The following is an 11,260-nucleotide window of genomic DNA, read 5'->3' as shown; positions in this document are numbered from 1 at the left end:
GGTCTTATGGGCACGGTTGGACAGGATGACGAACCACGGAGAGTCATATATGGTTGCGGTGGAGCAGTCTTTGCGCGTACTGGTTGAGAAATGGCTTGGCGCGGCGCACGCCGTGCCTCTTCGCGTGCGCTCGATTCATCGGATTCGTTCCAGGCGCAGACGGTGCGTGTGCATCGAGGTAGAACGCGCAGCCGACTTCACGACGCACTCCTTCACGCTCTATTTCTTTCGCCACGACGACGGCGCCTGGCACATCTATCCGGCCGAAGCCGTGCGCCCCGCCATGAGTATCGAGCGGCTGGCCGCTTGAACAGACACGTATCGTTCTTATCCGCCAAAATCTAGCGAAAACATGCGCGTCCGCACTCTTCAGTGCACGCGCCGATAAGCACCTCAACGAAACGCATCAGCGTCCTTCATTCTGGATTCCGAACGTTTTTATCCCTCATACTATTGATGGGCCCACGCTCCCGGACTACGGCACTGTTGCGTGTCGAACAAAGGACGCCGCTGCGCGATGTTGTCTGAAGAAATCGATTTGATTAAATGTTCCGGGAAATGTGTGCGCCTGCATATAGGAAATGCTTTTGCTCGCCGAAGCTTGCGAAGCGTCACGATGGCGAGTTGATCCGGCCTGCCCCGCAGCGTGTCGTGACTCAACCCTGAAACCCATTCCTGTGAGAGATCATCCGATGAAAACCGACTTCACCCGTACCGGCGAACTCAAGAACATCGCCAGCTATCCGCAATGGCTCCAAAACGTCGTCAAGGATTGCGAGGAAGCAAAGCGCAAGGTTGTCTATCATCCGTTGTGCAAGGCGATGAAAGACGCGACCCTCGACCTCGAAAGCACACAACGCTTTCTTATCGGCTTTTTCCCCGTCATCGAGCAGTTTCCGCAGTTCATGGCATCGAACCTCATGAAGGCCCGCTTCGGCCATTCGCAGGGCGAAGGGATGGCACGCTCTTATCTGATCCAGAACATCCGGGTCGAGAACATGCATGCCAAGCACTGGCTCCAATGGGCAGGTGCGAGCGGCCTCGAACTCGACGACTTGCTGACGCAAGAAGTGCCGAGCGAGATGCACGCACTCGCGCACTGGTGCGGACACGTCAGTTTGACCGATGAACTGGCGGTGGCGGTGGCGGCAACGAACTATGCCGTGGAAGGTGCAACGGGTGACTTCTCGTGTTTTGTATGCTCTGAAGAAACGTACGCAATGACGTTCCCGGAGCCCATTCGCAAGTCGGCCATGCGCTGGCTCAAAGTGCATGCCCATTACGATGACGAGCACCCGTGGGTGGCGCTGGAAATCGTGGCTACGCTACTGGGTACGAATCCGACGGTGGAGCAGATCAACAAGATCCGCGCCGCCATTCGCAAGAGCTACGACTATATGCGCATGACACTCGACTACGCCTACGGAACGCCGGCGGAAAAGGTGACAGTGCGCGCAGTGGAGGAGGAGCCGGTGGCGGCTTGACCTAGCCTGGTCTCACTCGTTGAATAACGGCGCCTGTCGACGAATGACAGGTGCCGTTTTTGTTGTCGGCCGCAATCTGCGTGCGACCGGCCGATGCATCGCGTTCGATGCGTCGCACCGCTAGCGGCCAGGCGGACGTCGTTGCGACACCACTCGCTTATACGCTCACGCGCCTTTCTGCTCGCGTGACTCGGTCCCTGTAGTCAGCGGCTTCTGTCCCTTGCTGCACAGAGCCACCAACAACCCCGCCAGCGGCACGCAAAAAGCGAGTGTCGTTGTCACCAGACTATTCGCCAGACCCTGCGTGACGAGCGGCATGACGATCGCGATCGCCGGCCCCAATGGCAGGATGACGAGCAGATACGCACTCCAGCTCAAACCTCTCTTGCCTGCAATCGCGGCGACTATTATTGCGCAGACGCCGTATAGCATGAAGCCCGTGATGGGATCCATCGCCTTCCCCGGTTTTACGATCTAGTCAAAGTGTATCGGCGACGAATAATGCGACCAACGGGAATACCTTCCGATGTGTGCGGTACATCACAACAATAAGCGGGCTGCTGAAATAGGGGTGCGTTCGCGCTCATAAAACCGCACCGCAACGGGGCTTGATGCCTGATTGCTAGCTTGCTGGACAGTCATTCGACGGACAACGTCGAGCCCTTTTGCGCCAATCGCGCTCGGGTGTCGAATCGCGCTCCTGTAGTGGTCAAATTAGCGATCGAGCCGCCACATGACGAGCGTGTCTGCTCCCGCATGCGCGCCGGCGGTTCGTTGTGTAGCCCGCATGCCGGAGCTTTGCGCGAAGCAAGTCAGCAGGAACGCGTCGGCGTGCCGTGTCAGTCCGGCGATCGTATTACCGGGCGACGCGGCCAAGGGCATCAGGCGTTGAAACCACAACTCGCCGATATCGTTTCGAAGCGGCACAACGCGCGCACCCATCGTGCGCGATCTGAAAGCAAAAGCGCGGCTGTCGGCTAGCCGTTCATCGAAGACGATGATGAGCGAGTTGGCACGCGCTGCTTGCTCGCCCGATTGCGCCATTGCCCGCGCAGGCCATAACACTCGCGCACTTGCCGCTGCGAGCGACGCGGCTGCCAGGAAATCACGCCGGCCGGTTTTCATCAGTCGCGCTCCGTGATTCTCTTAGGCCAGATGCCTTGTTTCCCCGGCGACAGGATGCCGTTCGGATCGAGTGCTTCCTTGATGGTTTCGCTCATGCGCATCAACGCGTGATTGTTGAAGTCATACTGGGAGGCGGCCAAGTCCATGAATGCGAGGTGCGTCCTGTATTGAGCATAACCCGCAGCGCCGAAGTCGTTGATCAACGTCTTGAGCAAGTCGCCTGCGCCGCGCGCTTGCGCCGGATCGTCGCGATTGAAGATGGCCGCAAAGATGTGATGCATGCTGCGTGGGCCTGCGGTAAAACCGCCGTAATAATCGAAACCATATGACGCCGCCCGATCCCTGATCATTCGATATTGCCGGACCGCGTCGCGGCCAAGCGGCGGACAGACGGGCGAAAAGTCGATGTGCGCGCCGGCGCCGCCGCGCCAGTTGAGCAAGTTGAATGCGTCGAGATTGGGAATGCCGACCTGACTGCGATCGCCGCCGCCTTTCGGTTCGACGCTGGCATGAGTGTAGGGCAGCTCGATCAGCTCTGCGTCCTGTATAGACGAAAACCGCTGGCGGATGACATCGCGACGTGCCTTCACCAGCGCTTCGGGACCATACAGGCAGAAGCGAAGATTCCAGCGGCCGATGCCGATCTTGCGCGTCATGGTCTCGATGGCCGCATCGGGCATCGCGCCCGGACCGTCGTACCACTGCTTGCGTGTCGACACACCGGCGGCCCAGCGCACTGCACTTTCGATGACGGCGTTGCTTTGTATCGTGTCGTCGAGTTTCAAAGGCCGCAGCGTCTCGACAATACTCTCCAGATCGGCGTCGTGCCTGAACGTATAACGGCACAACATGTAGCCCTCGGGTTTCGGCATCAGCCAGAGTCCGAGCTTCGTGACAATGCCGAAGTTCGACTGCATGAACATGGAGTCGTAAGACGGACCGAAACCCGCCTTGAACACCTGCCAGTCCTGATTGCCGTTCATGGCGCCCATGCCGGTGCGTACGATCTCGCCGTTCGCCAGCATCACTTCCATCCCGCACTGCATGGCAGCGTGATCGCCATACGCCGTCGTGCCGAAGCCGCGCTCCAGCGTATTGCCGATCACGCTGCCCCAACCGGCGGCCGGCGGGTCGAGCCACAACTTGATGTCCCGCGCTTGCAGGGCTTGATAAAGATCGTAGTAGCTGACACCCGGTTCGACCAGCGCATAACCGAGCGTCTCGTTGATCTCGATGACGCGATTCATGCGCTGCAAGTCCAGCACGACGCATCCTTTGAGACGTGGCGCTGCGCCGCCATAGGCGAAGTTGCGTCCGGTCGATACGCTCCATAGCGGCACGCGATACCGGTTCGCCACGCCGAGCACCGCGCGAAGCTGCTCGACATTCGACACCATCACAATGGCCGACGCTTCATGAGCGCGCGCGTCGCCAGGCGCGAAAGGATCCAGATACGGCTGCGCCGCGCCGTCTCCTGAAAGAACGGCGTTTTGGCCGGCGATCGCCCTGAATGCAGCGAGTGCCTGCTGGAAATCGGACTCCGGCATCCCGGGCGGACGTGGCGGACCGCTCACGGTCCCGGCGCCCGGAATACGTTCATCGACGCGATGGATTTAATCGGTTCGATCAATAACCGCCGCTGCTGCTGCCACCCGAGCTCGACCCCGAGGCCACGCTTGTCCCGTCGGCGGTTTGACATCCGGACAGTGAGACGGCGAGCGAGACGGTCAGTACGGCCAGCAACATCGATGCAACACGTTTGAAGTTCATTTGGTTTCCCCATGGGTTCAGGACGAGCGCGCAGCGACGGCGATGACGATAAGGCTGTGCGGCGCTCATGAACTAAACGGATCATCACGACAGAATATTCCCTTGATCGCGAAGTGGGCAGTGTTTGATGTTGTGCACTTGCAGCATTGAAGGAACATATGACAATCCTTTCGATGCCAATAACCCTCAAGACGGATTCAGGGGGAGATCGAGTGCGTGTTCACCGCTTGGGTCGGAGGGGGAAGGCGAAGCGTCCCGTTTCTGCCCGGTGATCAAGCCGACTAATTGGGCCACGCGAGTGGCAAGTGCACGGGCAGCCTTTTTGCCGCGAAACGCCAGCACGCCCCAGGGCGAATTGGCAAACTGCACGCTCCACGCCCCGGTAATGTTGTTGCGGCTCCAATAGGCCTTGAAACGTTCGGTGCCCACACCGAACTCGACGTTCAAGCGTTGATCGAATGCCCATTTGATGACGTGCTCAACGACGATCGAGCCAGGGCCGAACTTGGCGTACAGGGGGTCGAAACTGGCAATGAGGCCGTCGACGCAGGTCTTGCCCACACCGACAACCGTGGCCGCAACCGGCGCGCCATCCAGGGTGACTACGAACAAGCGTGCCATGGCGCGACCGTCCGCCGGGCAGAGCAAATTGACGAGAAAGTCCCGGTAGTGCGGCGAATCGAGCCACTCGCCCCTTTTACCGACCCGATCGCCCCATGTGCGTTTGCGCGCCAGAATCCAGTCGACCAGCGCCGCGTTTTCCTGGGCGTTGCCGGGCTCCGTCAGGCGTACCACTAGTTGTCCTTCCTTGGAGAAGCGGCGCTCGAGCGCTCCGGGTTTTTTCCCGCTCATTGTGCCCAGCGTCTTGCAGTACGTGTCCCAATCGGTCTCGTCACGGAGGTTCGCGAACGCAGCGACGGTGTGGGACGCGATCATCACATGGCGTTCCCGCGAAGCGATAGCGTGCAGTTCAGAGCCTTCGTTCAAGTATGGCAACTTGATGAAATCGGCGCCGCAACCCCGCAGCGCCGTCCGCCACGCGCCGGCAATCAGGGCGGGCGCGGACGGGCCGTCGGTCACGAGCACCCTGGTGTAGTCGCCGGCTTCCGGGCTCAGCGGGCAAAGATAAGTCCACAGGAGCCGCCGGTAAGTCACGAGGGGCCAGACCATGACTAGCCGCCCGTCCTCACGATGCACGATGCAGCAGAGCCTTCTGCCGCGAGGCTTGGCCGCATGTTGCCAGACTAGCCAGCACACGCTGAAAGCCTGGCCGTACTGGCCGTGTGCGCTCGACCAGAGATCGTCCCATTCGCGCTGTAAAGCCCGAAAGCCGTCTTCGTCGCTCACGATTTCAAACTGAGAGTTTGCGTGGATCATAGTGTCCCGAGGAAAGAGTCGTTGCTGTCTGGCTGTCGCGCCGGCGGCTCGCATAGCCGGACCAGCAAGTTGTCGGGAAGCCAAAACGGAGGGCAGAACACGGACTGACAAGTCCCATGGTGCCGGCTGCAGGCCGCAGGAGATGTTCGACAGCGCACAATCGTATGAAGAAAACGATCAGAGCGTTCGAACTGGACGCGCGGTGGAAACCGGCAGGGGCGTATCGGGGCAAACCTTAGTTTAGGAATTTCAAAACTAATTGTTTTGTTTTCAGGATTTTTTACCGCCTACGCTGTGTGCAACATTGCCTTCACAAGAACGGCGCGGTGCCGGTCCCCACGATCAAACTCTGCCAATGCAACTGGACATCTTTCGCTCGCTTTGGGGCCATCAGGGCGACCGGCGCACTACGTTTAGCGACGTCCGCGCGGCCGGCCTTGCCGGTGTCGAGGCGCGCCTGCCGCTGACGGCGGACGAGCGTGCAACGCTTGCGCGGGACCTGAAGGAACACGAGCTCGATTACATCGCGATTGTCTTCACCGACAACGCCGTGCTACCCGACCAGCGCGCCACGCCCGCACAGCATCTGGAGGACCTGGATCGCAAGCTCGGAACGGCTGCCGATCTGTCGCCGCGTTTTATCAACGTGCTGGCCGGCAATGACCGTTGGCCGCTCGCGCAACAGGTCGAGTTCTTCGGCAATGCGCTGGAGCTCGCCGCCCAACACGAGCAGTTTTGCAGCTTCGAAACACATAGGGCGCGATCCTTGTATAGCCCGTGGGTCACGCTCGACCTGATCCAGCAAGTGCCCGGATTGCGCTTCACCAGCGACATCAGTCATTGGGTCGTCGTATGTGAACGCTTGCTCGATGACAGTGAGGACGACCTCATGCCGTTCATCGAACGCGTGCATCACATCCAGGCACGCGTTGGTTATGACCAGGGTCCGCAGGTGCCGCATCCCGCCGCTGCCGAATATTCATTGCCGCTCGCTTTTCACCAGCATCACTGGGCTGCCATCTGGCGCTCGCAAGTGGCGCGCGGCTATCGAACCACGACGCTCACACCCGAGTTCGGACGGGATGGCTACCTGCATCATCTGCCGTTCACCGATGTTCCGGTCGCCGATCTGTCTCAGCTCAACGAGTGGATGGTGCACGCGGAGCGCCAGCATTTTAGTCAGATCATGGACCCGCACTGACCCCAGGAGTAATGCGCGATGCAAGCGAACCACGCCGGCGAAGCTGCGCCGGAAAAGAATTTCACATCGATCCCGGTGCTCGACATCTCGGGCCTGTTTAGCGACAAGCTGGCTGACCGTCAGGCAGTAGCGAACCAGCTTGGGCGAGCCGCCCGCAATGTCGGTTTCCTGTACATCTCCGGTCACGGTATCGAGCCCGCTGTCATCGATGGCCTGAGACAAGCGGCCAAGGATTATTTCAGGCAGCCGTTCGAGAAGAAGATGGAGCATTACATCGGCGCGTCGGATACCCACAAGGGATTCGTGCCCGAGGGTGAAGAGGTGTACGCCAAAGGCAAGCCCGATCACAAGGAAGCGTTCGACGTCGGCTTTGAAGTGCCCGCCGACGATCCGCTGGTTCTCGCCGGGACCCCGTTGCTCGGACCGAACCACTGGCCCGCGCTGGACGGTTTCAAGCCGGCTGTGCAGCGTTATTACCAGCAGGTGTTCGCCCTTGGACGAGTCCTGTTCCATGGCTTCGCGCTCGCACTGGGCCTGCCGGAAGATCACTTCGATTCACTGGTCACGCGGCCGCCTTCGAAGCTGCGCCTGATCCACTATCCCTTCGACGGCGCCGCACAGGATGCGCCCGGCATTGGCGCGCACACCGACTACGAATGCTTCACGATCCTGCAAGCCGACGCACCCGGCCTCGAGGTCATGAACGGTCTTGGCGAATGGATCGATACACCGCCGCTGCCGGGTACGTTCGTGGTGAATATCGGCGACATGCTGGAAGTGATGACGGCCGGCGCGTTCGTGGCCACCGCCCACCGCGTGCGGACCGTGCGCGAAGAGCGCTACTCGTTCCCGCTGTTCTACGCATGCGACTACCACACGCTCATCAAACCGCTGCCGGCCTTTGCAAAAGAGGGCGACGAGTATGAGGAGCTGGCTATTGGCGAACACATGTATGGGCAGGCGCTGCAAACCTACACGTACCTGCGCCAGCGTGTGGCGGAAGGACGCGCGACGCTGCCGACGAAAGCGCGCAAGCCATCCAGTTTCGGGCACCTTAAAAAAGCGGGGCAGCCGGGCTGATCTCCGGCTTGGCGCCTAAGTACGTTCTTCAACACCACCACCCTTCTTCGAGCGGAGTCACACGATGATTTTCAAGCCGGACACCAAGCGCTTCCTGATCGCAGCCGCGACTGCCGCCATCGCCGCCGTCGCCGGCGCATCTGCCATGAACGGCGCGTTTGCACAGACGCCGGCCGCCGTTACGTTGACGCCCGGCCAGTTCAAGGTTGGCATGGAGATTACCTACCCGCCGTTCGAGTCCTACGACGGCGACAAAGTGGTGGGCTCGGATCCCGATTTTTCGCGGGCGCTTGCCAAGCAGTTCGGAGCGAGCGCGAGCTTCGTCGATACCCGTTTTTCGGGCCTTATCCTCGGCCTGAACGCACGTCACTACGATGCGGTTATCTCCGGCATGTACGTCACGCCTGAGCGCGTGGCGCAGGCCCAGGCGATTCCCTACGCGCAGACCTCGGCGGCAATCATGGTGGCCGCGAGCAGCACGGTCAAACCGAAGATGCCCGAAGAGTTGTGCGGACTGCATGTGGGCCTCGAGCAAGGCACGACCTGGGTTAAACAACTTCAGGCGTTGTCGACGGACTATTGCAAGGCGAACGGTAAGGGCGAGATCACGGTCAGCGAGTATCCGTCGGCGCCGGAAGTGTTGCAGGCGCTGCTCTCGAATAACGTGCAGGCGCAGATGGAAATTGCCGGTGCCGCTCACGCGCTGGCTGCGAAATCGTCGGGACGCGTGGTGGTGGTGCAATCGCCGCAACTGATCTATCCGCAGACGCTGGGCATCTATGTGAGAAAGGATGACAAGGCGCTCTACGACACCATTACCAAGGCTTTCGATGCGTTGAAGAAAAACGGCGAGTACGAGGCGATGCTCAAGAAATACAACCTGTCCATGCCGCCCGCCAAGTCGTCCTGACCTGGGGCGATACCCGACCCGCGCACCGCGTCTAGCGAGAGAGACTCATGCACTACGACTTCACTTATCTGCTGTCGCTATTCGCGGTGCCGGCCTTCTGGCAGGCCTGCGTGACCGTGGTGGAACTCAGCGCGCTGTCGTGGCTGACAGGCTTGATACTGGGCTTTCTGCTTGCGTCAGCCAAGCTGTCGAAGTCGCGCTGGCTTTCCGTACCGGCCTCGGTGTACATCTGGTTTTTCCGTAGCGTCCCGCTGCTGGTTTTGGTTGTGTTCGTCTACAACCTGCCGCAGCTGATTCCCGCTAGCGGCGTTGCGCTGTCGCATCCGTTCTTCTCCGGTTTTGTTGCTTTGGCGCTGACGGAAACGGCTTATATGGCGGAGATACATCGCGGTGGATTGTTGTCCGTGGCCAAGGGCCAGCATGAGGCGGGCGCTGCGTTAGGCATTCGCGCGTTTGGTCTGCAGCGGTCGATCGTCATTCCACAGGCGCTTCGCATTGCGTTGCCGACACTTATCAACGAGTTCATTACCTGCGTGAAGCTGACGTCGCTGGTCTCGGTGATATCGCTGAGCGAGTTGTTGCTGGTCGGGCAGCGTTTGTATTCGCAGAACTTCCTGGTGATGGAGACCTTGTCGGCAATCGCCATCTATTACGTGCTGATCGTCACGGTCTTCGGCTGGCTGTTGCAGTATGTCGAGCGTCGTCTCGACCTGTCCAAGCGCAAGCCTGAAACGCTTGGGGCCGAGCAGATAGCGGCGCTGCGCACGCGGCTCGTGCCTGTCGCACCGCCAGCTGCGGGGCCTGACGGCAGGGGGGCACCGCATGCGTTGGTGCTCAAGAATGTGCATAAGCGCTACGGCGAGCATGAGGTGCTGAAGGGTATCGATCTGGAGGTGAAGGCGGGGGAAGTCATTGCGGTGATCGGGCCGTCCGGCTCGGGAAAGACCTCGTTGATCCGCACGATCAATGCGCTTGAACCCATGGACCAGGGCGAGATCATCTTGTTCGGCAAGGCCTTTATCTCCGCCGCCGACAAGCCTAACATCCGGCGCGTGCGCGATGGTGTGCGGCACATCGGCATGGTGTTCCAGAGCTTCAATTTATTCCCGCACCGCACCATTCTGGAGAACGTGACGCTCGCGCCGCATTATCACGGCCGCGGCAAGCGGGCGGATGTTACTGCACGTTCGCTGGCATTGCTCGACAAGGTGGGTCTGCTTGCGCACGCGTACAAGTATCCGCATCAGCTTTCGGGTGGGCAGCAGCAACGTGTGGCGATTGCGCGGGCGCTGGCGATGGACCCGGCCATCATGCTGTTTGACGAGCCTACGTCGGCGCTCGATCCGGAACTGGTTGGCGATGTGCTTAATGTTATTGGCGAGCTTGCGAAGGAAGGCATGACGATGGTTATCGTCACGCACGAGATGGACTTCGCGATGTCGATTTCCGACCGGATCGTTTTTATGGAGAACGGTGTTGTTGAGCTGGATGCGCCGCCCGAGGCAATACGGCATCAGGATGGCGCCGAGCGGGTGCGGCGCTTCATTGGCGTGACGAGGGAGGGTGCAGCAGTGGACCGGGGAGTTTCATTCGCAGATTAATTTTCGCTCGCGCCGGTGGACGGGGTTGGGGTTTTGGTGGTTTTAGGGTAGTGGTCGGGGTTGGTGCCGGGTTGCTGCTGCTCAGGCTTGTGGTCGGTTTAAGTTAGCTGATTTCTTTATCACTGTTAGCCACTGCGCGTGGCGGCGCGTCATTTCTGCAAACGCGCAAAGAAACGAAGCAAAGAAACGAAGCAAAGAAACGCGTTCCAACAATCGGCAAGTTAGTGTCCCTAGCGTGCAGGCTAGAAGTTTCTGGCACCTGATAGCACGGTGCTCGCCAGACATCACCGATGTGTGAACCCCTCCTTCTCGCGAATCCTGACACGAACACGCTTCGCCCCCAACGCTCTCGGGCAAGCACTATGAGCCACGGACCAGCGCGGCCTGACGTGTGCTGGTTGCCTCATTTCGTGGTGAGTTGGCTACGTGGACTGCATGCTTCTTTCTCGGGGTGGTTGTACGCGGATAGCGCGGGGTGTCCCTTGGGCAGGTTCAGTCACTGGTGGCGAAGCGTGTGGGTATCTGTGTTCGGAGAGGTCGGGCTTCAAACATCGGTGAGTCTGGCGAGCACCGTGCTATCAGGTGCCAAAAACTCCGAGCCTGCACGCTAGGGACACTAACTAGCCGATTGTTGGGAGGCGTTTTCTTTGCTTCTGTTTCTTTTTCGCCGTCGGCAAAAGAAATGAAGTGCCGCCACGCACAGTGGCTAATA

The 11,260-nt window shown here is 60.0% G+C and carries 11 protein-coding genes; 6 read left to right on the top strand and 5 right to left on the bottom strand.

Annotated features, from left to right (window positions below; translation table 11 throughout):
• Positions 1-49: 49 nt before the first annotated feature.
• On the top strand, positions 50-310 hold the full coding sequence (locus EOS_RS12130) for a hypothetical protein (RefSeq protein ID WP_047846888.1): 261 nt from the start codon (positions 50-52) through the stop codon (positions 308-310).
• Positions 311-692: 382 nt separating this feature from the next.
• Entirely contained in the window at positions 693-1,484 is a 792-nt protein-coding gene (locus EOS_RS12125; protein WP_063779077.1) for a TenA family transcriptional regulator, read from the top strand.
• A gap of 165 nt (positions 1,485-1,649) precedes the next feature.
• Here EOS_RS12125 and EOS_RS12120 read toward each other — a convergent pair whose 3' ends face one another.
• The 5 genes from EOS_RS12120 to EOS_RS12105 all read right to left on the bottom strand — a co-directional run bounded on the left by EOS_RS12120 (position 1,650) and on the right by EOS_RS12105 (position 5,726).
• Positions 1,650-1,937, bottom strand: a complete 288-nt coding sequence (locus tag EOS_RS12120; protein WP_053063850.1) for a hypothetical protein — start codon at positions 1,935-1,937, stop codon at positions 1,650-1,652.
• Positions 1,938-2,198: 261 nt separating this feature from the next.
• Entirely contained in the window at positions 2,199-2,609 is a 411-nt protein-coding gene (locus EOS_RS12115; RefSeq protein WP_053063849.1) for a hypothetical protein, read from the bottom strand.
• On the bottom strand, positions 2,609-4,156 hold the full coding sequence (locus EOS_RS12110; RefSeq protein ID WP_047846887.1) for an FAD-binding oxidoreductase: 1,548 nt from the start codon (positions 4,154-4,156) through the stop codon (positions 2,609-2,611). Before EOS_RS12110 ends, EOS_RS12115 begins: the two co-directional genes overlap by 1 nt.
• 79 nt (positions 4,157-4,235) lie before the next feature.
• Positions 4,236-4,379, bottom strand: a complete 144-nt coding sequence (locus tag EOS_RS47005) for a hypothetical protein (RefSeq protein WP_160312482.1) — start codon at positions 4,377-4,379, stop codon at positions 4,236-4,238.
• Positions 4,380-4,565: 186 nt separating this feature from the next.
• Positions 4,566-5,726: a GNAT family N-acetyltransferase gene (locus EOS_RS12105; RefSeq protein ID WP_160312481.1), complete on the bottom strand. Its 1,161-nt coding sequence runs from the start codon at positions 5,724-5,726 to the stop codon at positions 4,566-4,568.
• Between the two features lie 385 nt (positions 5,727-6,111).
• Here EOS_RS12105 and EOS_RS12100 point away from each other — a divergent pair, with 385 nt between their 5' ends.
• The 4 genes from EOS_RS12100 to EOS_RS12085 all read left to right on the top strand — a co-directional run bounded on the left by EOS_RS12100 (position 6,112) and on the right by EOS_RS12085 (position 10,548).
• Positions 6,112-6,957, top strand: coding sequence for a sugar phosphate isomerase/epimerase family protein (locus EOS_RS12100; RefSeq protein ID WP_047846886.1), 846 nt, complete (start codon positions 6,112-6,114; stop codon positions 6,955-6,957).
• An 18-nt stretch (positions 6,958-6,975) separates the two neighbouring features.
• Positions 6,976-8,037: an isopenicillin N synthase family dioxygenase gene (locus tag EOS_RS12095; protein ID WP_047846885.1), complete on the top strand. Its 1,062-nt coding sequence runs from the start codon at positions 6,976-6,978 to the stop codon at positions 8,035-8,037.
• A gap of 64 nt (positions 8,038-8,101) precedes the next feature.
• Entirely contained in the window at positions 8,102-8,947 is an 846-nt protein-coding gene (locus tag EOS_RS12090; protein ID WP_053063848.1) for a transporter substrate-binding domain-containing protein, read from the top strand.
• A 47-nt stretch (positions 8,948-8,994) separates the two neighbouring features.
• Complete coding sequence (locus tag EOS_RS12085; RefSeq protein ID WP_047846884.1) at positions 8,995-10,548, top strand: amino acid ABC transporter permease/ATP-binding protein; 1,554 nt, start codon at positions 8,995-8,997, stop codon at positions 10,546-10,548.
• Positions 10,549-11,260: the final 712 nt, after the last annotated feature.

It is taken from the genome of Caballeronia mineralivorans PML1(12) (assembly GCF_001028175.1).
Taxonomy (GTDB): domain Bacteria; phylum Pseudomonadota; class Gammaproteobacteria; order Burkholderiales; family Burkholderiaceae; genus Caballeronia; species Caballeronia mineralivorans.
The sequence above is the reverse complement of the archived record's forward strand: the minus strand, read 5'-3'. Positions and strand labels throughout refer to the sequence as shown.

What these genes read in the sequence shown, in the direction of transcription:
- EOS_RS12130 (WP_047846888.1), top strand. Translation starts at nt 50, where the DNA reads ATGGTTGCGGTGGAGCAGTCTTTGCGCGTACTGGTTGAGAAATGGCTT.
- EOS_RS12125 (WP_063779077.1), top strand. Translation starts at nt 693, where the DNA reads ATGAAAACCGACTTCACCCGTACCGGCGAACTCAAGAACATCGCCAGC.
- EOS_RS47005 (WP_160312482.1), bottom strand. Translation starts at nt 4,379, where the DNA reads ATGAACTTCAAACGTGTTGCATCGATGTTGCTGGCCGTACTGACCGTC.
- EOS_RS12095 (WP_047846885.1), top strand. Translation starts at nt 6,976, where the DNA reads ATGCAAGCGAACCACGCCGGCGAAGCTGCGCCGGAAAAGAATTTCACA.
- EOS_RS12085 (WP_047846884.1), top strand. Translation starts at nt 8,995, where the DNA reads ATGCACTACGACTTCACTTATCTGCTGTCGCTATTCGCGGTGCCGGCC.
- EOS_RS12110 (WP_047846887.1), bottom strand. Translation starts at nt 4,156, where the DNA reads ATGCCGGAGTCCGATTTCCAGCAGGCACTCGCTGCATTCAGGGCGATC.
- EOS_RS12090 (WP_053063848.1), top strand. Translation starts at nt 8,102, where the DNA reads ATGATTTTCAAGCCGGACACCAAGCGCTTCCTGATCGCAGCCGCGACT.
- EOS_RS12100 (WP_047846886.1), top strand. Translation starts at nt 6,112, where the DNA reads ATGCAACTGGACATCTTTCGCTCGCTTTGGGGCCATCAGGGCGACCGG.
- EOS_RS12115 (WP_053063849.1), bottom strand. Translation starts at nt 2,609, where the DNA reads ATGAAAACCGGCCGGCGTGATTTCCTGGCAGCCGCGTCGCTCGCAGCG.
- EOS_RS12120 (WP_053063850.1), bottom strand. Translation starts at nt 1,937, where the DNA reads ATGGATCCCATCACGGGCTTCATGCTATACGGCGTCTGCGCAATAATA.